Annotated in this window: 21 protein-coding genes and 1 riboswitch; of the genes, 9 read left to right on the forward strand and 12 right to left on the reverse strand. The window is 35.5% G+C overall.

The features are described from left to right. Nucleotides 1–103: 103 nt before the first annotated feature. The 3 genes from A9G47_RS01550 to A9G47_RS01560 all read right to left on the reverse strand — a co-directional run bounded on the left by A9G47_RS01550 (nucleotide 104) and on the right by A9G47_RS01560 (nucleotide 2458). Nucleotides 104–553 (reverse strand): hypothetical protein, encoded by a 450-nt coding sequence (locus A9G47_RS01550; protein ID WP_065642003.1) that lies wholly within the window; start codon nucleotides 551–553, stop codon nucleotides 104–106. A gap of 153 nt (nucleotides 554–706) precedes the next feature. Beyond that, entirely contained in the window at nucleotides 707–1471 is a 765-nt protein-coding gene (gene aroD / locus A9G47_RS01555) for a type I 3-dehydroquinate dehydratase (RefSeq protein ID WP_065642004.1), read from the reverse strand. 114 nt (nucleotides 1472–1585) lie between these two features. Beyond that, nucleotides 1586–2458, reverse strand: coding sequence for a shikimate dehydrogenase (locus A9G47_RS01560; protein WP_065567393.1), 873 nt, complete (start codon nucleotides 2456–2458; stop codon nucleotides 1586–1588). 199 nt (nucleotides 2459–2657) lie between these two features. Here A9G47_RS01560 and A9G47_RS01565 point away from each other — a divergent pair, with 199 nt between their 5' ends. Both A9G47_RS01565 and rsmB read left to right on the forward strand, forming a co-directional pair. Continuing rightward, complete coding sequence (locus tag A9G47_RS01565) at nucleotides 2658–3992, forward strand: Na+/H+ antiporter family protein (protein WP_065567458.1); 1335 nt, start codon at nucleotides 2658–2660, stop codon at nucleotides 3990–3992. 37 nt (nucleotides 3993–4029) lie between these two features. Next, the gene (gene rsmB, locus A9G47_RS01570; protein WP_065642005.1) at nucleotides 4030–5322 is read left to right on the forward strand and encodes a 16S rRNA (cytosine(967)-C(5))-methyltransferase RsmB; all 1293 of its coding nucleotides are present in this window, start codon (nucleotides 4030–4032) and stop codon (nucleotides 5320–5322) included. A gap of 53 nt (nucleotides 5323–5375) precedes the next feature. Here the strand turns inward: rsmB and A9G47_RS01575 are convergent, their stop codons facing one another. Further along, nucleotides 5376–5918, reverse strand: coding sequence for an NAD(P)H-dependent oxidoreductase (locus A9G47_RS01575; RefSeq protein WP_065567395.1), 543 nt, complete (start codon nucleotides 5916–5918; stop codon nucleotides 5376–5378). Nucleotides 5919–6026: 108 nt separating this feature from the next. Here A9G47_RS01575 and A9G47_RS01580 point away from each other — a divergent pair, with 108 nt between their 5' ends. The 3 genes from A9G47_RS01580 to radA all read left to right on the forward strand — a co-directional run bounded on the left by A9G47_RS01580 (nucleotide 6027) and on the right by radA (nucleotide 8920). After that, the gene (locus A9G47_RS01580; protein ID WP_065567396.1) at nucleotides 6027–6368 is read left to right on the forward strand and encodes a winged helix-turn-helix transcriptional regulator; all 342 of its coding nucleotides are present in this window, start codon (nucleotides 6027–6029) and stop codon (nucleotides 6366–6368) included. Between the two features lie 188 nt (nucleotides 6369–6556). Next, a complete protein-coding gene (serB, locus tag A9G47_RS01585) occupies nucleotides 6557–7531 on the forward strand; it encodes a phosphoserine phosphatase (protein ID WP_065642006.1) in 975 nt (324 codons plus the stop codon). 9 nt (nucleotides 7532–7540) lie between these two features. Next, nucleotides 7541–8920 carry a DNA repair protein RadA gene (gene radA / locus A9G47_RS01590; RefSeq protein WP_065567398.1) on the forward strand — a complete coding sequence of 460 codons (1380 nt, stop codon included), beginning with the start codon at nucleotides 7541–7543 and terminating at the stop codon, nucleotides 8918–8920. A gap of 118 nt (nucleotides 8921–9038) precedes the next feature. Here radA and ppnN read toward each other — a convergent pair whose 3' ends face one another. Then, nucleotides 9039–10415: a nucleotide 5'-monophosphate nucleosidase PpnN gene (gene ppnN / locus A9G47_RS01595; protein ID WP_065567399.1), complete on the reverse strand. Its 1377-nt coding sequence runs from the start codon at nucleotides 10413–10415 to the stop codon at nucleotides 9039–9041. Nucleotides 10416–10669: 254 nt separating this feature from the next. Between ppnN and A9G47_RS01600 the strand changes: the two genes are divergently transcribed. Together A9G47_RS01600 and A9G47_RS01605 are read left to right on the forward strand one after the other, a co-directional pair. Next, a complete protein-coding gene (locus A9G47_RS01600) occupies nucleotides 10670–11467 on the forward strand; it encodes a hypothetical protein (protein ID WP_065642007.1) in 798 nt (265 codons plus the stop codon). 36 nt (nucleotides 11468–11503) lie between these two features. Then, nucleotides 11504–12490, forward strand: a complete 987-nt coding sequence (locus A9G47_RS01605) for a putative type VI secretion system effector (protein ID WP_065579916.1) — start codon at nucleotides 11504–11506, stop codon at nucleotides 12488–12490. 546 nt (nucleotides 12491–13036) lie between these two features. On the opposite strand, the gene A9G47_RS01615 is transcribed toward A9G47_RS01605, so the two are convergent. Genes A9G47_RS01615 through A9G47_RS01625 form a run of 3 tightly spaced genes read right to left on the reverse strand, consistent with a single transcriptional unit; the run spans nucleotide 13037 to nucleotide 16367 of the window. Further along, the gene (locus A9G47_RS01615; RefSeq protein WP_065642008.1) at nucleotides 13037–13672 is read right to left on the reverse strand and encodes a hypothetical protein; all 636 of its coding nucleotides are present in this window, start codon (nucleotides 13670–13672) and stop codon (nucleotides 13037–13039) included. Between the two features lie 11 nt (nucleotides 13673–13683). Then, nucleotides 13684–14304 (reverse strand): hypothetical protein, encoded by a 621-nt coding sequence (locus tag A9G47_RS01620; protein WP_065642009.1) that lies wholly within the window; start codon nucleotides 14302–14304, stop codon nucleotides 13684–13686. Next, the gene (locus A9G47_RS01625; RefSeq protein WP_065642010.1) at nucleotides 14295–16367 is read right to left on the reverse strand and encodes a hypothetical protein; all 2073 of its coding nucleotides are present in this window, start codon (nucleotides 16365–16367) and stop codon (nucleotides 14295–14297) included. Before A9G47_RS01625 ends, A9G47_RS01620 begins: the two co-directional genes overlap by 10 nt. 404 nt (nucleotides 16368–16771) lie before the next feature. Then, nucleotides 16772–16892, forward strand: a riboswitch (molybdenum cofactor riboswitch). Here A9G47_RS01625 and moaA point away from each other — a divergent pair. Continuing rightward, entirely contained in the window at nucleotides 16889–17863 is a 975-nt protein-coding gene (gene moaA / locus A9G47_RS01630) for a GTP 3',8-cyclase MoaA (RefSeq protein WP_065567400.1), read from the forward strand. It overlaps the preceding riboswitch by 4 nt. On the opposite strand, the gene gluQRS is transcribed toward moaA, so the two are convergent. The 3 genes from gluQRS to folK form a co-directional block, all read right to left on the reverse strand. Next, the gene (gene gluQRS / locus A9G47_RS01635; protein WP_065567401.1) at nucleotides 17843–18736 is read right to left on the reverse strand and encodes a tRNA glutamyl-Q(34) synthetase GluQRS; all 894 of its coding nucleotides are present in this window, start codon (nucleotides 18734–18736) and stop codon (nucleotides 17843–17845) included. The two genes, moaA and gluQRS, sit on opposite strands and share 21 nt — an antisense overlap. Nucleotides 18737–18774: 38 nt before the next feature. Then, entirely contained in the window at nucleotides 18775–19230 is a 456-nt protein-coding gene (gene dksA / locus A9G47_RS01640; protein ID WP_065567402.1) for an RNA polymerase-binding protein DksA, read from the reverse strand. Between the two features lie 135 nt (nucleotides 19231–19365). After that, nucleotides 19366–19851, reverse strand: a complete 486-nt coding sequence (folK, locus tag A9G47_RS01645) for a 2-amino-4-hydroxy-6-hydroxymethyldihydropteridine diphosphokinase (RefSeq protein ID WP_065579913.1) — start codon at nucleotides 19849–19851, stop codon at nucleotides 19366–19368. A gap of 219 nt (nucleotides 19852–20070) precedes the next feature. Here folK and A9G47_RS01650 point away from each other — a divergent pair, with 219 nt between their 5' ends. Further along, nucleotides 20071–21429 carry an MmgE/PrpD family protein gene (locus A9G47_RS01650; RefSeq protein ID WP_065642028.1) on the forward strand — a complete coding sequence of 453 codons (1359 nt, stop codon included), beginning with the start codon at nucleotides 20071–20073 and terminating at the stop codon, nucleotides 21427–21429. 103 nt (nucleotides 21430–21532) lie between these two features. Here the strand turns inward: A9G47_RS01650 and A9G47_RS01655 are convergent, their stop codons facing one another. After that, the gene (locus A9G47_RS01655; RefSeq protein WP_065642011.1) at nucleotides 21533–22285 is read right to left on the reverse strand and encodes an amino acid ABC transporter ATP-binding protein; all 753 of its coding nucleotides are present in this window, start codon (nucleotides 22283–22285) and stop codon (nucleotides 21533–21535) included. Nucleotides 22286–22288 lie beyond the last annotated feature (3 nt).

Here is a 22288-nt window from a genome sequence, read left to right on the forward strand (position 1 = left end):
TTAATTTTATTACCAAATTGTGTAATCAATTAGCTGTAATAAAGTTGCTTAAAGTTGCTTATTGTACATAACCTGTTTGGGATAGGTATACGTCCACAACTAGCTAGCAAGAAAATGCCAACCTATTGTCAATAATGCTTTTATTATTGATTAATTCAAAGGATAGCAAAATGCCTTCATAATTAATGCCAAGGACAATTAATTGTTCATCGACTTTATAGTAGTAACGCATATGATCTTCATAAAGATGATCTTTAAGAATATAATTATGATTAAAGGTATCGGTTAAAATAAACGGGGAGCCTAATTTAAACTCAAAGCCCAAGAAATTCAAAATTTGATTGGCTTTATCAAGTAACAATATATTATCTATCACTTCATCAATTAATAAAACTTCAATATTATCGGCAAGATAAAAAAACATAATTTGATAACCACAAATATCTGCTGTTCCTAGAATATCGGCATAGGCAAAATCTTTAATGGTATTGCGTTGATCTGAATTAAAAAAATAATTGATATCAAGCGAGCTAAATTTATTTTTATTATACATATCTAAAACTTAAATTTTGTACAACCACATAACAATTTGGGGGAGTAAAATTCGCTATGTGGTTGTAAATGAAGATTTTGATAATGAAGCGCAAACACTTCATCACCGCTCTACATTGGCACGCCAATTCATTATTAACGGATTGATGTTAAATTAGCTATGGCTTTGGTACAAGGTATCTAAAATAGAGCGTAATTGTTTGGCGTCTAATTGACCCGGTGCCGAAGCATGTTTGGCAGCGCCAAAGGTCATTGCTGAGCCAAATGTCGCACCTGCAATACGGCTCACCACACCCAGCCCAGCCATAGACATGGTAATAATGGGGGTGGTTGCATGTTGTTGGTTCATTTCGGTGGTTGCTGCAAGTAGTGTTAATACATCATCTGTTGTTTGTGGCATGACGGCAATTTTAGGAATGTCAGCACCCAGTTCCTGCATTTTCCTTAATCGGTAGATAATATCACTTTTGGATGGTGTTTTTTCAAAATCATGGTTTGATGCGACAACAAATACCTGATTTTTGTGTGCAACGGCAATAATATCTTTTACATCATCATCACCAATAAATAGCTCAACATCAATAAGATCAATAAGCCCACTACACGCCATTTCTTTATTCAACTGAATATAAGATGCGAGTGGCCAAGGTTTAACCCCCCCTTCATTTGCGGTTCTAAACGTAAATAAAATCGGTTTATTGGGCAGTAAATCGGCTATGCTTTTAGCTGCTTGTTTTACGGCATTGATATTGTCAACTTGAGTAAAGTGATCAACACGCCACTCTAAAACGTCAAAATCAATAGATTGTAAAAACTTAACTTCATCAATTAATTCTGCTTGAGTCTTACCCACAATAGGTACAATAATTTTAGGTGCACCCAAACCGATCTCAAGTTCTTTTATGGTAATTGTTTTCATTTCATATTCCATTAGCTAGCAATTGCATTAATAGATGGTGATTTTATAACGCTTAACAATATTTATCACTGACTATCCATCATGAATAAAATCGTTAAAAACTTAGATTATTCATTAATCATTAAAACCCATTTGTTCTTTCACATATTCAATCGGTGCATCTTCACCCGTCCAAATTTTTATTTGAGCAGCACCTTGCCATAGCATCATGCCAATACCGTTTAATGTTCGGCAACCTTGTTGCTCAGCCATTTCTAATAGCTTGGTTTTTCGTGGGCTGTAAATGCAGTCGGTAACAATAAGATCAGGTCTTAACATCGTGGCATCAGTAATTAAGCTTTGCCCCTCTAACGGCTTCATCCCAACACCTGTTGCATTACAAAGCACAACACTATCTGCAATCTCTTTGCGTAATTGATCTTTATCGGCGAGATCGATAACACGCACATGGCATTGACTCGTTTGATTCAATTTTTTCGCAATGGCTTCTATCTTTGTATAGCATTCATCTTTTTGATTAAAGATGGTGATTGCTTTTACTCCATCAAGTGCCGCTTGTACAACAATGGCGGTTGCCGCACCGCCCGCTCCAAGAATGGTTATTTTTTTGCCTATCACATCAATATTGGCTTCTTTAAGCATACGCATGTAACCCATTCCGTCTGTGTTATAGCCAGTTAACACACCATTATCATTGGAAATCGTATTACACGCGCCACTTAATTCAACGGCCGGCGTTAACTTATCAAGGTACTGGCAGACAAGCTGCTTATTGGGCATTGATACCGCACTGCCACGCAAACCTAATGCTCTAAGTCCTTTAATTGCATCAGCAAGTTTTTCTTGATCAACTTCAAATGCTAAATAAACATAAGGAACATTCAATTTTGAATAAATCGTATTTTGCATTTGCGGGGATAAACTATGGCGAATAGGGTAGGCCATTAAACCAATTAATAAAAAATGTCCGTCGATATTATTTCTCATTAACAACGCTCCACAATAACGTGACTTTAATATATTGACTTTAATATAAAAGCTTTTATGCTTAAAATGACTTCAGTAACACAAATTTGGTTTTGTCTATTGCAAAACAGTGAGTATACACTATCAATTGCACTTTCAATACCTATCGCCTACAATAATAAGCTTTGCTTCTTAACTAAGAATCTATCTTATGAATACAATGCTTGATTTGTTCTCGTCAATAAATGCAGTTGTGGTTGCGGTAATTTGTATGTTAATTTTATCGCTTTGCCGTGTCCATGTTGTTATTAGCTTAATCATTGGGGCGTTTGTTGGCGGTTTATTTAGCCATTTATCGTTAAAAGAAACTATTGATGCCTTTAACACAGGCATCAGCAATGGGGCAAATATTGCACTTTCTTATGCCATGCTAGGTGCATTTGCTGTGGCGATATCAAAATCTGGCTTACCAGAATTATTGGCAGATAAAGCGATTAAACAGCTGACATCAAGCGATGCTAAAAAACGTATCAAATGGATTTTGATTGTTATTATTGGACTAGTAAGTATTTCTTCTCAAAATGTAATTCCGATTCATATCGCCTTTATACCTCTTTTAATTCCGCCCCTATTATATGTGATGTCACGCCTACAGCTTGATAGAAGAATGATTGCGTGTATTATGACATTCGGATTAATTACTCCTTATATGTTTTTACCGGTGGGATTTGGCAATATCTTCTTGCACCAAATCTTATTAAAAAATATTACCGCATCTGGCATGGATGTAAGCCATGTTAATGTAATGCATGCCATGGCTATTCCTGCGTTAGGTATGTTTGTTGGCTTATTATGGGCTATCTTTGTTAGTTATCGTAAACCAAGAGAATATAAAATTATTCGTAGCGAAGCGAATCAAGGTGCTGTAAAAGAGGTGAATAAGCATTCACTTATTGTTTCATTATTGGCAATTGCGTTATCTTTTTCCGTTCAACTTTATACCGGCTCAATGATTTTAGGTGCCTTAATTGGTTTTATTTGCTTTATTGTATCGGGATCGATTAAATGGGGCGAAGCGGATGGTGTTTTTACTGACGGCATCAAAATGATGGCAATGATCGGCTTTGTGATGATTTCAGCGCAAGGATTTGCCGAAGTATTAAAACAAACGCATGAAATTGAACCGCTTGTTATTAATAGTGCAGCTTTATTTGCAGGAAATAAAGTGATTGCTGCCTTTGTAATGATGCTAATTGGCTTGGTTATTACATTAGGGATTGGCTCTTCATTTTCAACCGTCCCAATCATTGCAGCTGTTTATGTGCCACTTTGTGTACAACTTGGTTTTTCACCGATTGCCACGGTATGTTTAATTGGCGCATCGGGTGCGATTGGTGATGCAGGATCACCACCATCAGATACTATTTTAGCGACATCGTCTGGATTAAATAGTGATGGGCAACATGACCATATTCGAGATAGTGTTATCCCAACATTTACCCATTTTAATATTCCGTTATTTATTGCTGGTTGGATTGGATCTTTAATTTTATAAACTAATCACAATAGATAAATTAAGGTTGTCATGATTTATGAATAAAAAATTACACCAAAATATACGAGCTGTTTGTGCGCAAGCTATTTTTAATGTATTAGAAGAAGGGCAATCATTAAGTGCCACACTGACTGCTTTGCATCACAAAATAGCGGATAAAGATCGAGCACTAGTGCAAGAAATGTGTTTTGGTGTGATGCGAGTATTACCCGAGCTCAATTTTTATATCCATACCTTAATGAGTAAGGTTTTGACAGGTAAAAATAGGGTTTTGCACTATTTATTGTTAGTGGGTATTTACCAGATCCTTTATACACGTATTCCCGAACATGCCGCTGTTGGTGAAACAGTTGATGCAGTAAATACTTTGCAAAAGGCGCCATTAAAAGGATTAGTTAATGGCGTGTTACGTGAGTTTTTGCGTCAGCAAGCATCATTACAACAAAGATTTATGCAAGATGATAAGCAACAAAATAGCCGAACATTACACCCAAGTTGGTTATTGACTCGTATAAAGCAAGCTTACCCACAGCAGTGGCAAACAATTATTGATGCGAATAACCAAAAACCGCCAATGTGGTTGCGGGTTAACCAAAACCAATATTCAATTCAAGAATATCAAAAACTGTTAGCAAAACAGCACATTGAGTCAGAACCACATGATCAATTACCTTGTGCATTGCGGTTATTATCGCCCGTCAATGTTGCTAAATTACCTCATTTTGATGACGGTGCAGTGACAGTACAAGACTTGTCTGCTCAGTATGCTGCTTATTTATTAGCACCACAAAATGGTGAGCAAATTCTGGATCTTTGTGCGGCACCTGGTGGTAAAACCACGCATATTTTAGAGGTAGCGCCAAAGGCACAAGTGTTAGCTGTGGATGTGGATGCAAACCGAGCCAAACGTATTGATGAAAATTTAACTCGTTTGAAACAGCATGCTGACGTCAAAGTTGGCGATGGCTTAACGCCAGAGCTGTGGTGTGAGGGGCGTTCGTTTGACCGTATTTTATTGGATGCGCCTTGCTCTGCAACAGGTGTTATTCGCCGTCATCCAGATATAAAATGGTTACGCCGAGATAATGATATTGCCCAATTAACTGAGCTACAACATGCAATCTTAACTAATATTTGGTCTTATTTAAAAATTGGTGGTACTTTAGTTTATGCCACTTGTTCAATTCTACCAGACGAAAATAAATTACAAATTGAGCGTTTTTTACAAGAAAACACCAGCGCCAAATTACAAGGTGAACTTAAACAATTTTTACCTATTGAAAATGGTGGTGATGGTTTTTTTTATGCGGTTTTAAAAAAGCATAGTTAATACAACATAAAATATGATGATTTATCAATTATTATAAATCATCATATTGATTTTTATTGGTTATATTTATTTATGATTTCAACTAACTGTTGCCCATGTTGTCGTGCTTTTGTTTTTATTTTAGCTTGCATTTCTTCAATCTCTGGTGAAATACCATATAAAAGTATTGGTGGCAGATATTCCATTTGCGTATATAAAGTTGATACTTTGACGGGCTCTAATAAATTATCCATTAAATCGTTGTGATATTTTTTATAATTTTGTTCTTGTTGTCCTATGGTTAAACTTGGTAATAGTTTTTTACCTTTTAATTTATCGCCTTTGGAGCCATAAGCAAATTGGTAAGTAAATACTTCATCAAACCATATTTTTAATATTGCCGGCATGTTAAACCAATACATTGGATATTGTAAAACGATAAGGTCATGTCTGAGTAATGCGGCTTGCTCCTCTTGTACATTGATTTGATAGTTTGGATAAAGCTTGTGAATATTGCGAATTTCAATATCCTCAACTTTATCTTGTAATGTTTCGATAATTGTTTTATTGGCGATAGACTGTTTAATATTGGGGTGACCTAAAATAATTAATGTCATAATGATACTTTTTTCCTTTTTTGCTGTTAAAATGATAGTTACTCTAATTAGTTTATTTGTAAATAAACTTATAGCAATATCTATCAAACTTGATAGTTAGGTGAATTAATGCAAATAGATGAACAAAGACCATTAAAACGTTATAACAATAAAACTTATTATTGCCCTATTAGTTTGGCAATGGATTTAGTTGGTGGAAAATGGAAAGGGGTAATACTTTATTATTTGCTTTTTGGTGAAAAAAGATTCAGCGAATTGAAAACCATTATTCCTCATATTACCGATATGACATTAAGTATACAACTTAAAAAATTAGAGGAAGATGGGTTAATTACTCGACACGTTTTTGGTGATAAACCCCCTTTAAAAGTTTTCTATAAATTAACGCCATTTGGCGAAAAATTAGGGCCTGTATTAGAGCAACTTTGTTCATGGGCGTTGAATATTTAAGATTGATATAAGCATTGAGATGGAATGATTAAAGGCAACCTACGGATTTATCTATTTTGTTAAAAAAGTTTCAGATAACTATGTGTTTAAGTATAAAAAACTAAAAAAATCACACAATCCTAACTTGGACAATCTTTAACAGTTATGGTAAATTTTGAGCCCGTTTTATGTTAGGAAGACTTTCTGATATGGCTTACACCCTCACCTATAATGATTTACCTGAAAATATCCAACGCTGGCAAGGCTTACCACTTTCATTAAATGGCTGCGAAGTGGTGCCTTTAGATTATAATGCAGGTAAAACAGGTTGGATTATTTATGGCAAAAAGCTAAATAAAACAGTATTGTCAAAATTCCAAAATCAACTTGCTATGCCAATGGTAATTGTTTCATCTTGGAAAATAAAAACTTATCAGATTGTTCGTATTGCTGGTGTTATGCCTAAAAAAGCCAAGGCTATTTCATTAACATTAGGCATCGATGTATCGCCAATTGACAATTTACCAACACTCCATTCACCAGGATTATTGGTTATGGATATGGATTCAACGGCAATCAAAATTGAATGCATAGATGAACTGGCTAAATTATATGGTGTAGGTCAGCAAGTTGCGGCTGTGACTGAACAAGCAATGCATGGTGAGCTTGATTTTGCAACCAGTTTACGAAATCGGGTGGCAACGTTGAAAGGAGCACATCAAGATCTTTTACAACAAGTAAAAGATAACTTACCGCTTACTCCTGGATTGACCTATTTAGTCAAAGAATTGCATAAAAAAAATTGGCATGTTGCTATTGCATCAGGAGGATTTACCTATTTTGCTGATCATTTAAAGCAGAAACTAAAATTAGCGGATGTTTATGCTAACGAATTAGAAGTCAAACATAATAAATTAACGGGCAAAGTAATTGGTCAAATTGTCGATGCAAAGTATAAAGCGCGAACTTTACAACAATTAGCGGCATCACTCGATATACCTATTGAGCAAACGGTGGCTATTGGTGATGGCGCCAATGATTTAATGATGCTACGTATTGCGGGTTTAGGCGTTGCCTATCATGGAAAACCTAAAGTGGTTGAAAAGGCTAAAATTAGCATTAATTATGCAGATTTAACTGGATTATGGTGTATTTTATCAACCAGTTTATTAAGTGAAGGTTAGGAGATTAAATTGGCAAAAACCGTTAAACGTGCTTATGTTTGTAATGATTGTGGAGCAGATTATCCTCGTTGGCAAGGCCAGTGCAGTGCTTGTCATGCTTGGAATACCATTACTGAAGTTAGACTAGCAAGTACTTCAACGCGCAATGATCGATTAACGGGTTACGCAGGTAGCGGTGTTGGTCAAACAAAAATTCAAAAATTATCCGAAATCAGTTTAGAAGCGCTACCAAGATTTTCAACCGGTTTTTCCGAATTTGATCGTGTGCTTGGTGGGGGCGTTGTACCGGGTAGTGCGATTTTAATTGGTGGTAATCCCGGGGCAGGTAAAAGTACCTTATTACTACAAACCATGAGTAAGCTTTCATCACAAATGAATACGCTTTATGTGACGGGTGAAGAATCACTTCAGCAAGTAGCCATGCGTGCACACCGATTAGGTTTACCTGCTGATAATCTTAATATGTTATCAGAAACCAGTATAGAACAAATCTGCTTATTGGCTGAGCAGTCGCAACCTAAATTAATGGTGATTGACTCTATACAAGTGATGCATCTTGCTGATATTCAATCCTCACCGGGGAGTGTTGCGCAGGTTCGAGAAACCGCCGCTTATTTAACGCGCTTTGCAAAAACAAAAGGTATTGCCATTATAATGGTTGGGCATGTGACGAAAGATGGCTCGCTAGCAGGGCCTAAAGTGCTTGAGCACTGCATTGACTGTTCCGTTTTATTAGATGGTGATGCTGATTCTCGTTTTAGAACATTGCGTAGCCATAAAAATCGGTTTGGGGCGGTAAATGAGTTAGGTGTGTTTGCGATGACCGAGCAAGGGCTTAAAGAAGTCAGCAATCCATCCGCCATCTTTTTAAGTCGTGGTGAGGAAATGCTACCCGGCAGTTCGGTTATGGTATTGTGGGAAGGTACTCGCCCATTGCTAGTTGAAATCCAAGCATTGGTTGATCACTCGATGTATGGCAACCCAAGGCGTGTGACAGTAGGCCTTGATCAAAATAGGCTGGCATTATTGCTTGCAGTGTTACACAGGCATGGCGGATTACAAATGGCCGATCAAGATATTTTTGTGAATGTTGTTGGTGGCGTTAAAGTCACTGAAACTAGCGCTGATTTGGCATTGATTGCCGCATTAGTATCAAGCTTTCGTAACCGCCCATTGCCACAAGATGTCGTTATTTTTGGCGAGATCGGTCTTGGTGGTGAAATTCGTCCCGTACCAAGTGGGCAAGAACGTATTTCTGAAGCGGCTAAGCATGGCTTTAAAAAAGCGATTGTACCTATTGCGAATATGCCTAAGAAGAAGCCCGAAAATATGCAGATTTTTGCCGTGAAAAAAGTGTCTGAAGCGCTAGATATTTTAGGTGATTTTTAAAAGCGATATAAATGATTAATAAAACATTAACTATCAATCGATTAAATCACTCCGCCGATAATCGTATCGGCGGTAAGATAACATTTACCCGCGATTAAATTACTCGCTAATATTTTTGTTAATAACAAATTTCATAACAAGGTTGGTAGGCGCTTCCTCCTGGTAATTTCATTCGATCTTGTTTAATAAAACTACGTAATAAATTATCGAGTTGCTTCATGATTTCGGGATCGCCTTGCAATTTGTATCGGCCATGCTTAGCAATTTCCTTCATACCGAATTCTTTTACATTACCCGCTACAATTCCCGAAAATGCTCGGCGTAAATCGGCTGCTAATAATTCAACAGGTTGATTTCGATGAAGATTTAATGAAGCCATATTGGCATGGGTTGGCTCAAAAGGGTGTTGTAGTGGTTCATCAATTTTTAGTAGCCAGTTGAATCCATAAGCATCACCTGTTTTTAAACGAGAAGATTTAACATGCTTAACACCCTCTTTCATAATACGAGCCACTTGTTCAGGTGAGTCGATCACAATTTGGTATAATTTGGTTGCCTCATCACCTAATGTACTACGAATAAAATTATCAATAGCAGTAAAATATTCCTCACACTCTTTAGGCCCCGTTAATATCAGCGGTAATGTTTGATGTTTATTGGCTGGATTTAATAAAATACCAAGAATATAAAGTAATTCTTCGGCTGTTCCTGGGCCTCCAGGAAATATGATAATACCATGCGCCATACGTACAAAAGCCTCAAGGCGTTTTTCGATATCAGGCATAATAATCAGCTCATTTACTAATGCATTAGGTGGCTCGGCTGCAATAATTGACGGTTCAGTCATGCCAATAAAGCGACTTTCTTTATAACGTTGCTGAGCATGACCAACCGCTGCGCCTTTCATCGGGGCTTCCATCACACCTGGCCCACAACCAGTACAAATGTTCAGCTCGCGCAAACCCAGTTGCATACCGACTTGTCGTGCATAATAGTATTCATTTTCGTTAATTGAATGCCCACCCCAACAGACAACCAGATTAGGCTCTTCACCCACATGTAGCGCATTTGCATTGCGCAAAATTGAGAAAACAAGGTTTGTGATATAAAACGAATGATCTCTTTCAAATTTGATATTAGAGATAAGTTCTTTAATGGCACTGATTTGACTATTTAAAAAAAGAATATCGCGCAGCACGGCAAAAAGGTTTGCTTGGATTGAACGAATAATTCGCCCATCAACAAAGGCACTTTCAGGTGCATTAATGAGCTCTAATTTTACGCCACGTTCTTTACTAATGACATTAATTTCAAAAGACTTAAATCTATCTAGCAAATCTTTAGTATTATCGGTTTTACTACCTGCATTGAGTGTTGCTAGCGAACAGTTTCTATATAATTGATAAAGCTCACTATTGGCAGATTTTTTTAGAATATCGACTTCAGCTTGAGCAAGCAAATCCATTGATCCTAAAGGGCTAATATGGGTTATCATCACAACCTCCATTTGATGGTTTTATCAGCAAATGGAGTATTATATACTTAAACTGATTGAATAAGTAAAGTAGATCAATTTAATCAATTCAATACATTGTTTTTAATTAATAATTTTGAATAAGCGTTCAGAATTGATCAATCTATTTTTTAGTAAGATATTAAATGAATTAATTTTTATTGTTGTTGATAATTTAATCATAATATAGAATTATTTACCATTATACTTATGGAACTCAACAAGGGGTAGAGTTAATGAGGAATGATTTTTACTTATTACAAGGAACTGTAAGCTGTTTACAATTAGATGAAAATTCGCAACAAACTGGCACTAAGCTGACAGCGACGGATCGAATGGAAAAAGATCTTTATGCCGTGATTTGTTCAATTATTGCATTTATTTGCTTTTTTATTTGTTGCCGCCCGCCTTTAAGGGGGCAATACTTTTGTTGCCATATCGGCAATAAAAAAGTAGAGGGAAGGCTTAACACGATTGGTTTTAATGAGGGTGATTATGTTGAAATGCTTGTTAAGCCAAAAAAAAATGATGTTTACCAACCTTATGCGGTACGAATTCCAAGACAACATGCGATAATTTTTCCGCAAGATATTGGTTTAACAACGTTCGCACTTTTAAAAATTAGTTTTATTTTGATGACGATATTTGCCGTTATTATCCTGCTTTTTTTGTTAATTTTTGAATTATTTAACGGTTGTTCATTAAATTATATTTTAAACATATTTAAATATTGTTTTTGGGGCTGGATCATTGCAATTATTGCTGTTTTTTTTATAAGTGGAGGTGGATACTCTTTTTTTTCCAATCAAATTTATGCCTGCTTTGGGTATGATAAACCGTGGAAGTATGATTCTGCAAAAGAAAAGGAACGCTTTAAGGAGCTGTATCGAAGCAATGATCCTGAAATATTTAACGACCCACAGACCCCTGACTTTGAAAAGTTCGAAAAATTTAAAGCATTAACATATTACTACTGTAGAACGCCAATTTTACCTAATTGGGTTAAAATTATTGATGAGCTAAACAAAAAATAACAAATAATCAAATTGATAGATATAAGGAATAAAAATATGGAACAGAATATAGGCGATAGTCATTATTACCAAATCATTACTGGTTATATTACTGATCTAGAGATCTATGACACGCAAGAAAGTTATCTTAATGCTCGCAAACTAGCTGGACGGCCTGATATCAATGTATTAACAATAGGGCATTTAGATTTAGTTTCTATGGCTAATCAAATGAGAATAAATTCAGCAAAAATCAAAAACATTGATTACGACACAGCCGATATTGAACAGTATTTTTGCTGCAAATTAGGTGATAAGGTGATTGAAGGCGCATTTTGTCGAATATTTTTTAATGAGGGCGACTACGTAGAGGTAGTTGTTGATCCACTAGCAGGTGGAACCTATTTTGCTTATGCATTACGCCGTCCTGCCGATAAGCTTTTATGGTTACATCCTTATGCAACAGAGGGAACAGAAGCTGGCAATAACAAGCTGCATATGCCTATTTTACCGCTTATTTTCCTTATTGGTGCTGGAGGGTTGGGGGTATTTATTATCTTTTATTTTGTAGTAATGGCCTTTTCTAAAAATGATTTTTCGCTACTTCTTATGGCAGCTATGGGATTACTCTTTCTTTTACCTGCTTATCTAGTCTTTTCTGCATTAAAAAAATCAAATTCCGGTTCTGCTATTGCTGATAAGATTTTTGCGACTTTGGGGTATAGTGATCCTAAAGCGTTTGATATTGAGAAAGAATATCATATTTTTAGTGACAAATTATTCGATTTATATAAACAGTATTGTGAAAATCACGAGGGATCTTCAATGATTGATGAAGATGCATATAATGAGTTTATTGATCATTATATGCATCAGCAATCAGAAGATGATTCTCAGGACGATATATTACTAAAACAATATTTACGCCAGACAAAAAAAATAGACGGGATTCAATGGGCATTCTTTTATCTTAATACGCCAACTATTCCTAGCTATATTAACGTTATTCATACCGAAAATCACAACGACAGCCATGGACAATAATGGTTTTAGTTGTTGAGTGTTTTATTCAGCTCTGGAAACACAAACACGGGCAAAATCCCGTGTTTGTTGTTATTTGGTTTTATAGTAGTATACAATTTTCAAGCAATTTTTGCTCATCATTATAGCTCGAAAAAATTATACTTGCTGGGTTATCATCATATTTGAACGATACAATGCATTTAAATATGACTGTTTGACCTTTAGAGCTATAAGATTTTTGACGTGTATCATAAATTTTGCCACTTTTTCCTTGATAGGGAAAAAGATTGAATGGAAAGATAATTTTCCTGCCATAAATGATATTCGCCACTTAGAGGCTGTTCATAATGGTATGTGTCTATCCTTAGGGTTTCGTGTTTCTACTTGCTCATCGTTGAGAGGTGAATGGCGCGCTGATTTAATTAAGATGAAGTAAACAAAGGATAGTTGCCTAGCGAAGAGTTTTTTAATATGAAAACGGAATACAATAATAATCAATACTCTAATGTTGGTGATAGCACGGTATGTTTTCTACTTTTTGTCCGTGCTATTGTTTAGCTTATTTTGTTAATGTTTTAAGGTGATGAGCTTTGTTTTTTTAATTCCTGTGTTGTAGTTTTTTTGGGAGTTAAAATACGTTGCTCTTGCCTCAAAGAGAATTTCGTTGTTGAGTGAAATTCTTTTATAGTATTGTTCCAGCCGCTTATCCTGTGCCCAAACGGGAATATTCGTATAATGATAGTAATAATCGATCCATTTTCCTGACTCGACTTGGTTGTTAGTATATTCTATTTTGACGCTTTGAGTTTCATCGATTTTATCAAGGATTATATTACCAAAGCAGAATGCACCTTTACTGCCGATAAAGTATTTTTTCCCTTCTTCGGTTAATTGATATCTTAATCCTTCAATTTCGGTGGGGGATCTAGGCAGATCGGTTATATCTGTATTGGCATTATAATATTTGGCCGTGATGTTTTTGGTTTTTAAGAATTTAAGATCGACAAATAGGTCGAGTATTTCAGTTTGTTTATCAAAAAACACATCTTTCGGAAAGATGTTTTGGTTATTTGGTAGGAAATAACATAATGCACGATTATCTTCTCTACTTAAAGCTTCTTGTAGCGATTGCTTATAATCTACATTATTGCAACCAAATAGTAGTAAGCTGAAAGTGGTTATCAGTGGATATTTTAGATTCATGATAATTAATCTCAATATTTTTTAACAATTAAGCCAATACCATATTTGCTATAGAGCTTTTTTGTTTGTTCATCATAATCAAACCTTACAGTACCGGTTTTTAATTCATTTTGGGGCATTAATTTTGGCGGTAATTTATCAATAACATATTGATATTCAATTTCAATATAATTGCTATACGGCGTTATTTTGGTTACCGATTTGACAATCACTTTGCCAAAACAAAATCCTGACGACATCAAGTTAGGCCATTTTCTATAGTATTTTTTGCCTTCATCGGTAAGGTTATAGATATAAACGATGCGATTTTGATGAATTTCTCTAATTTCAATTTGTTCTGTTAGCAATCCTGCTTCTGTTAACGTTTGTAATAGGTTCATGTATTGTCTATCAAATAAGTAATAAGGCGCAGTCATTAATATTGATATACATTTTATTGGTTCGCCACTACCGTTTATGGTGTCGAATCGTTGTTGGATTTCGTTTTGCCATTGTTGTTCAGTTAAATTAAAAACCTCGGGCAGTTTCTCAAGTTTCGGTTGGCTTTGTGACGGCGGAGTATCACACGCATTTAGAGTGAGTCCGATTATTGTTACTGCTATTGTGCTGAGAAGATATTTTATTAATTCCATAAGGTTTTGCTCTCTTTTATCGGGTATTTGTTTTCCCTGAAGGAAAATAACTCACGGTAACCATTTAATTCAGTTTGCGTAGGATCTTTTTTAAAAAGTTTGGTTATTGGTAGTGGAAAGCAAAAATCTTTATCTAAATAAGTAAATTCACTGGCAGATAATGCCGAGTCTTTTATTGATAATTTGCTGCAAGGATAAGTCGAGCTAATATCGGCTTTTTCAAAAACTTTAATGCGATTAAGCCAATCAAATTCCATGGGCTTAAAATCGTTATAATCGTCGTGATAATCGTTTTTAAACACAATGATGTGGTCTTTGGCAAATTTTATATATTCTATAATTTGACTGGTTATGTTTTGATTGCTTTCTGCTATGTGATATCGATAGCCGAATTTTAAACTTTGGTTTTCAAAATCAAATTCAGGGTCAATTAACCATTCAAATTTTTGATAGTCATTGTATTCTTTATAATCTTCTACTCTTGAAGAAATTTTTGCTTTTAAATTATCAATGTTGGTTTTGTCGTCAAATAACTTTTTGACCTCAAGTAGGTCAATAAATCCTAGGTTATAAACATTTATACATAATCGGTTTTGATTGTCATAAGCTGGCGCGACAAACCTGTCACAATGTGCTGTATTAGATGGGTTGTATCTTTCACTATATATATACCCTTCAGGTATACTTAGTTCTGCAATACCCTCAATTTTAGTTGTGTTGGGGCCTGTAAGATAAATATTACTTCCGTTGAATGTAAATGGATTGGTATCTTTGTTGGATTGGATTTGTGTAAAATAGCGGCTGATTTCGGGAACTTTATCTTTTGGTATTTCAATCGCTTCACTTTCTTGCGCTTTATGTCGATAATTGTTGTCGTCCTCAGTTTTTGTTGGTTGAATATAACGTTCTAAAAGGCATTCTCGTTCTAGGTTTGTTGGCCAGACTATTTTGTTTTCTGCATTTTTTAATACTGTTACATCGCGATGACAGTGACTGTTTTGTTCTGAACCAACGATGTCTTCGTAAAGTAAGATGTTGCCATTTACATCAAAAATCGATAATAACGTTTTTTCATTATTATTTTTGGGATTGTTTTTTTTGGCATAGTAGAGTTTTTCTGTGCCAACTTGAAAAAGCGTATAATAATCATATTCGCCAATTGTTCGACCCGTAATATCGATCAAACGGTTTTTAGAATTATAATTATCTTTTACCCAACTTGCTGTACCATATAAAGGCGATGTGGAATCGTACTGATTTTGATAATGCATTTTTCCATCATAATCATAAATTTGATAAACATGATAACTATCTTGGTAATTTTCTAGCCAAAAATAACCTGCTGAAAGGTTTTCTTTATAGTTGTCAAAATTATTGATATGCGCTTTGGAACCAACATCGGTTTCTTTGCCTGTTTTGCTATTAATTAGATATTGGCTATTATTTTTTTTACATAGCTGCATTATTGCATCGGATGTGATTATTTTGCATTGTGGTTTTGGTTCAGTTTGGGATTGCATTTTTTGTATCAATGTTGTTTTAGGGCGTTTTTTGAAAAATCGACCTTGTAGATTTAAATAGCCTTCTTCATATTCTGGAGTAGTTACTTCGGCATAACCGTTAATGAAGGGGCTAATTGTGCGATAATAATGCCCTTTAGGTGTAATTAGATTACCATCGGTATCAATGACAACCGATAATGCTGTGTCTTGATAATAATAGGCTATTCGTTCTTCGCCTAAATAAGTTAAGGTGTCAATGGTTTTAAATTTCAATATGTCGCCTTTTTTTTCAAAAGCAAATTTAAAATTATCTATCTTTCTTATATTGCTGTAGAGGCGGCTATTGTGGCTGTTGTTTAACTGTACAATCCAATAATGATCTCGGTATTTTATTGAATCAATTTTTTGGCTGTTATCGATAATTACTGTGCCATCACGATCAAATAGTAGGTTGTTATAAGTAATATATTGGCTAGCATTACTAGCTAACGCTAATGTTGAAGATAGTAATAAGCTTAAGTTTGTTAGATATTGAGCGAGCTTGACTATTTTTTTATTCATTATGATAAGTAATTTTCCTTTTCAATTTTATTTTTGATTAAGTTGTTAGATAAACGATACTCATTTGAAAATGAATGATTTAATTGCACGATTTATTGATAGTTAATTAGTTTTATATAAACACGCTGTTATTGAAAACATCTGCTATGCGACAACTTAAACACTATTCCTTGGTTTTTACCAGTTGTTGATCATAATCATATAATATGACCAATGAATTAAATAAACCGCATAAGATAGCATAAATTAACATAATGTAAATTTATTCATAACAAATAAAATATTAGGTATATATAAATATTTTGCTTATTAATACCTTGTCTATAAGTAAGCCTTTATTGTTGGGTACCTAGGTCGCTTGCAAAGGTTAATTTGTTCATAGTCAAAAAATAATGCCTATGTTAGACTGAGCCAAACTCTGAAGCTCTTTTACCTAAGTGATTTTTCATAAGGTGAATTAGCCGCGGTATAGCGCAGAAATGGCTATGCTTCCCGATTTGGATAAGGTGTTTAATGTATATATGCAATTAGTTGATTATTATCAACGTCGATTTCAATATCTGCGTTTGTCGATTACTGAGCTGTGTAATTTTCAGTGTCAATATTGTTTACCTTATGGTTATCAACCCAAGAAAGGGCATAATTTTTTGTCGCTCAGTGAAATTGATCATGTTGTGGCAACATTTACTGAACTTGGGGTAAGCAAAATTCGCTTAACGGGTGGCGAGCCGACTTTACGTCGCGATTTTGTGGATATTTTGTCGCTCATTTCTTCTTACTCTAGTGTTAAAGAACTGGCCATTACCACTAATGGCTCACGTTTATTAAAAAATATTCATCACTGGCATCAAGCAGGTTTAAATGCAATTAATATTAGTATTGATAGCTTTTCTCCGCATTTATTTAAATTAATTACGGGTCAAGATAAGCTTAAAGAATTAATGCAATGTGTCGAAAAATCGTTAGAAGTAGGTATTAAAAAAGTCAAAATTAATACGGTGTTAATGAAAAACATGAACGATAATTTAGATGATTATTTGTCATGGATTAAAGATAAACCCGTAGAATTACGCTTTATTGAACTTATGGAAACAGGTGAAAGTAGCGATGTATTTAATCGTTATCACTTATCTGGCCATGTTATTGAGGCACAGTTAATTGCACAGGGTTGGCAGTTGCAACTCAAAAATCCACTATCAGGCCCAGCTAAAGTTTATGCTCATAGCGATTATCAAGGTAAAATTGGGCTAATTATGCCGTATTCAAAAGATTTTTGTAAAAGTTGTAATCGTTTGCGTGTGTCATCAATTGGTAAATTGCATTATTGCTTATTTGGTGAGGCCGCGGTTGATTTGCGTGATTTACTTCAAAGCTCAGCGCAAAAACAACAACTTATAACACGCATCTTTGCTTCGTTAAAAATAAAACCAGAAAAGCATTTATTACATGTGCATAATGTCGGTATGACTGGTAATTTATCCTATATTGGTGGGTAACTGGGTATTTTGTTTGGGTACTTTCGCAATTTGCCAATGTTGTATTGCCCATTGCAATAGCTGTTGTTGGCTGGCATCTTGCCAGTCTTTTGGTAGACATTGCCCTAAAAATTGCAGAGCGTGCGCCGTTAATGATTTGCTATTATTTAGCTCAATGGGCTTTGCATGGTTTTGTTTTGAAAGCTTATTGCCGTTGTTATCTAGTACTAGTGGTAAATGGCAATAGTTTGGCAGAGAAAAGCCAAAAAGCTTATAGAGTGACATTTGTTTAGCGGTAACCGGTAAAAGATCGGCTCCGCGCACAATTTCGGTAATTCCTTGTTTATGATCATCTAACACTACCACTAAGTTATATGCAAATAGACCATCTTTACGGTGAATAATGAAATCTTCTTGTGCACTAGCTGTTTCTACTGTTTGCAAGCCACGAATTTTATCTGTAAATTCAGAAATAGGGTGGTTTTGTTTTAGGCGAATAGCCAACTGTGATTGGTTAATCTTTAAATGCCTATGGCGACAATAACCGTCATAATGCCCGTTAGGCAATTTCTGTATTCGTTGCCTTGTACAATCACAATAATAGGCTTGCTGATGACTCAATAGCGATTGTAATACTGCTTGATAACGTTCGTGGCAAGCCGATTGATATAATACGTTATCATCCCAATATAAATGAAATGTTTCTAAAGTCTTTAAAATGAGAGATGATGCGCCTTTAACTTCTCGTGGTGGGTCGATATCTTCGATACGAACTAGCCATTTGCCATGGCAAGATTTAGCCTGTAAATAGCTACCAAGCGCTGTCACCAATGAACCAAAATGTAATGGTCCTGATGGTGACGGGGCAAAACGACCAATATAACGCTTAGGCATATCGGGTTGAATGGCGGTGGTAATTAATAACGTAGCAATTACTTGCCCATTTGTTTTTCGCGAAGTTCTGCAAGTGTTTTACAATCGATACATAAATCAGCCGTTGGTCTTGCTTCTAGACGGCGAATCCCGATTTCCACACCACATGATTCACAATAACCGAAATCATCTATTTCGATTTTCTTTAATGTTTTTTCAATTTTTTTGATGAGCCTTCTTTCTCTGTCGCGAGCGCGTAGTTCAAGACTGAACTCTTCTTCTTGTGTTGCTCGGTCAGCAGGATCTGGAAAGTTCGCTGCTTCGTCTTGCATGTGCGAAACGGTTTTACCCATTTCATCTTTTAGTTGTGCAAGCCAAGCTTCTAAAATAAGCTTAAAATGTTCCAATTGCTTAGGATTCATGTACTCCTCACCTTTTGCCTCTTTATAAGGCTCAAGCCCAGCAACTGAAAGCAGGCTAAGTGAAGATGTGTTTGCTTTTTGTTCTTTTTTCACAGCAATCCCCTTAAGTGCAGATTATTTAAAAGCGCTAAACTATAGCAATAATTCAGCCTTTGGCAAATTTTTTTTATCATTTTTTTGCTTAAAACTAAATAAAATAATACAACTATATGTTATTAATTAAGATAATTACTTATCCCATTTCGTTAGTTCATTTTTAGGGCATCGAGTTACTAAGTCATATAATTTATCGTTATCGGGTAGAATCAGCTCTGGGCTGATGTCAAATAGTGGATAGAGTACAAATTCTCTATTTTTCATATGGTAATGAGGGATAGTTAGCCTTTCACTGTTAATGACTAAATCATCATAAAGCAAAATATCTAAATCTAAGGTTCTTGCGCCCCAGCGGTTGTCTTTACGCACACGGCCTTGCGCTTTTTCAATTGTTTGTAGCTCGTCAAGTAGTTCAATAGGGGATAAATTCGTTGTCAGTTTTATTACTGCATTCAGATAGTCATTCTGATTTTGTGGTCCAAGAGGTTTACTTCGATAAAAAGGTGAAATATCTGCTACTTTTGTGTTTGGCAACTGTTTTAATGCAACAATTGCACGATTGGCTTGTGCTAATGGATCTTCAAGGTTGCTGCCTAAAGCAATATAACAAGTTGACATAGTTGCGCTAATTTTCGATTTCAATTGAATGAGGCTATTTTAGCATATAATGTAATAGGCAAACATGATTATATAAATAGATTAATACTTATTGTTTCTGGCTTCGAGTTGTTAAAATTTAATCATATTATCTTTAGCTTATTATTTATTGTTCACTATTTTACTTGTGGTAAAGTAAACCCAATTATCAAATCGCTATTGCATTTATTGAGAATGAAAATGAATTTAGGGCAACAATTAAGTTTTTTGATAAAAAACACGCCAATAATTAGTGATCCCCAAGTTATTAATTGTGCGATTAATGGGGTAACGGATTATTTTGCTTGTAGTTTGCAAGCTTGCCATGAAGATGACGTTCAGAAATTGCTAGCGTGGATAGCAGATGAGGGGGGAAATGCTAGAGCGTGGTTAATCGGCCAAAAGAAGCTAGTTACGGCAAGGCAAGCAGCGCTTTTTAATGGCTTTCAAGCGCACTGTTTAGATTATGATGATGTACATTCAGATGTTCGAGGTCATCCTTCATCGGTCATTTTGTCGGCACTTATTGCCAGCGTTCGATTAGATAATGATAAGCAAAAGATTGACGGGCGGCGTTTTTTGACAGCCTATGTTATTGGTGTTGAGGTGATGGCACGCTTAGGTAAAAGTGTTAATCCTGAGCATTACGAAAAAGGTTGGCATGCAACTATTACTTTGGGGGGGATCGCGGCAACGGCTGCGATTTGTTACCTTTATGATGAACCGTTTTTATCGCAAGCTTTAGCTTTGTCAGCAACTCAAGCTTCGGGGATGCGTTTGTTAATGGGCACGCCAATTAAGTTTTTGCATGCAGGCTTAGCCGCTCAACATGCCATTCAGTCCGTTGAATGGTTAAGAGCTGGCATAGATGCTGATCAGAATTTTTTAGACGATAAATTAGGTTTTTTGGCTATTTATGGGCAAGGTAATACACATTTTGATTTAAGTCATTGGGGGGATGTTTGGAAGATTGTTGAACCTGGTTTATGGTTTAAAAATTATTCTTATTGTTCAGCTGCGGCCTATGTTGCCGATGCAGGTCAATTATTATATAAAGATCCTGATTTTAATCTTGATAATGTTAGTGATATTACGATTTATTTTGTGCCATCAAATAGTGATGCGGCATTGATATATAAGACACCTTCATTAGCGCAACAAGGGCGTTTTTCGGCTGAATATATTTTGGCTTTAACCTTGTTAGGGTTACCGTTAAGTTTCGAGCAGTTTTCTGCAAAACCTATTCCTTATGAAATCAAACAATTGATGCAAAAGATGACGCGCAGTTATCAAATACAGCTTGCGCCACATCCTGATGCTTATAATGGACGTTATGTGATTATTGATATTGGTCTCAAAAACGGTAAAACAATAAGCCAACGTGTTGATATTCCTAAAGGCTCACCTAAAAATCCATATAGCCAGAGTGAAATGTCGTTAAAGTTACTTTCCGCAGTTAAAGATAAATCGAAAACAGCACGGTTATTAACAGATATTCAGCAACTGGCAACAGGTTTGGATCTTCGCCAATTTTTATTATCTTATTCTTTTACGCTTTAATTTTCATATGTTAATCAGCAAGGCAATTTAATCACTAATACAATTTAATCACTAGTACAATTTAATCATCAATACAATGAGTTAAAGTCGTTGTGGCTATTGTTCAAATTTCGAAGTCAATTTCATCTGTTAGCTGGCGCAAAAAACGTTGTGTAGTTTCATGTTGTGGGTTGTCTATGACTGATTTTGCTAGCCCTTCTTCCACAATCACGCCATCAGCCATAAAGATAACGCGGTCTGCAACGTACTTGGCAAATTCCATTTCGTGTGTCACGATAATCATAGAGGTTCGTTCTTTTGCCAGCTGTAGCATGACTTGTAAGACTTCGTGTACTCGTTCAGGGTCGAGCGCAGAAGTGGGCTCATCAAATAATAGTACTTTGGGTTTGACTGCCAGTGCTCTTGCAATTGCGATGCGCTGTTGCTGACCACCAGATAAGGTAATGGGATATTGTTTGGCATAAGGTAACATACCAACGCGCTTTAATAATGATAAGCCGAGTTTTTCCGCTTCTTTTTTATCTATCTTTTGCCCAACAATAAGCGGGTAGGTAATATTTTCTAACGCTGTTTTATTTTTAAATAAATTGTAGTGTTGAAAGACCATTGCTGATTGTTTGCGTAAATTGGCCTCTTCTTTATGACTATAATGTTTTGCATCAAGCGTTGCTGAGCCAATTTGAATTGTGCCATTATTCGGTTTTTCTAATAAATTTAAACAACGTAATAAGGTGGATTTGCCAGATCCTGATGGCCCAATAATCGCAACTACTTCACCTTGCTTGATATTTAAGTTGATTTCTTTTAAGACTTCATTATTAGCAAAACGTTTAGATAAATGCGATACTGTAATCATAAC

This window comes from Gilliamella sp. WF3-4, assembly GCF_001690275.1.
GTDB lineage: Bacteria > Pseudomonadota > Gammaproteobacteria > Enterobacterales > Orbaceae > Gilliamella > Gilliamella apicola_C.

Excerpts from the sequence above, each read along its gene's own strand:
- A9G47_RS01550 (WP_065642003.1), bottom strand. The coding sequence starts at position 553 with ATGTATAATAAAAATAAATTTAGCTCGCTTGATATCAATTATTTTTTT.
- aroD (WP_065642004.1), bottom strand. The coding sequence starts at position 1,471 with ATGAAAACAATTACCATAAAAGAACTTGAGATCGGTTTGGGTGCACCT.
- A9G47_RS01560 (WP_065567393.1), bottom strand. The coding sequence starts at position 2,458 with ATGAGAAATAATATCGACGGACATTTTTTATTAATTGGTTTAATGGCC.
- A9G47_RS01565 (WP_065567458.1), top strand. The coding sequence starts at position 2,658 with ATGCTTGATTTGTTCTCGTCAATAAATGCAGTTGTGGTTGCGGTAATT.
- rsmB (WP_065642005.1), top strand. The coding sequence starts at position 4,030 with ATGAATAAAAAATTACACCAAAATATACGAGCTGTTTGTGCGCAAGCT.
- A9G47_RS01575 (WP_065567395.1), bottom strand. The coding sequence starts at position 5,918 with ATGACATTAATTATTTTAGGTCACCCCAATATTAAACAGTCTATCGCC.
- A9G47_RS01580 (WP_065567396.1), top strand. The coding sequence starts at position 6,027 with ATGCAAATAGATGAACAAAGACCATTAAAACGTTATAACAATAAAACT.
- serB (WP_065642006.1), top strand. The coding sequence starts at position 6,557 with ATGGCTTACACCCTCACCTATAATGATTTACCTGAAAATATCCAACGC.
- ppnN (WP_065567399.1), bottom strand. The coding sequence starts at position 10,415 with ATGATAACCCATATTAGCCCTTTAGGATCAATGGATTTGCTTGCTCAA.
- A9G47_RS01600 (WP_065642007.1), top strand. The coding sequence starts at position 10,670 with ATGAGGAATGATTTTTACTTATTACAAGGAACTGTAAGCTGTTTACAA.
- A9G47_RS01605 (WP_065579916.1), top strand. The coding sequence starts at position 11,504 with ATGGAACAGAATATAGGCGATAGTCATTATTACCAAATCATTACTGGT.
- A9G47_RS01615 (WP_065642008.1), bottom strand. The coding sequence starts at position 13,672 with ATGAATCTAAAATATCCACTGATAACCACTTTCAGCTTACTACTATTT.
- A9G47_RS01620 (WP_065642009.1), bottom strand. The coding sequence starts at position 14,304 with ATGGAATTAATAAAATATCTTCTCAGCACAATAGCAGTAACAATAATC.
- A9G47_RS01625 (WP_065642010.1), bottom strand. The coding sequence starts at position 16,367 with ATGAATAAAAAAATAGTCAAGCTCGCTCAATATCTAACAAACTTAAGC.
- moaA (WP_065567400.1), top strand. The coding sequence starts at position 16,889 with ATGCAATTAGTTGATTATTATCAACGTCGATTTCAATATCTGCGTTTG.
- gluQRS (WP_065567401.1), bottom strand. The coding sequence starts at position 18,736 with ATGCCTAAGCGTTATATTGGTCGTTTTGCCCCGTCACCATCAGGACCA.
- folK (WP_065579913.1), bottom strand. The coding sequence starts at position 19,851 with ATGTCAACTTGTTATATTGCTTTAGGCAGCAACCTTGAAGATCCATTA.
- A9G47_RS01650 (WP_065642028.1), top strand. The coding sequence starts at position 20,071 with ATGAATTTAGGGCAACAATTAAGTTTTTTGATAAAAAACACGCCAATA.
- A9G47_RS01655 (WP_065642011.1), bottom strand. The coding sequence starts at position 22,285 with ATGATTACAGTATCGCATTTATCTAAACGTTTTGCTAATAATGAAGTC.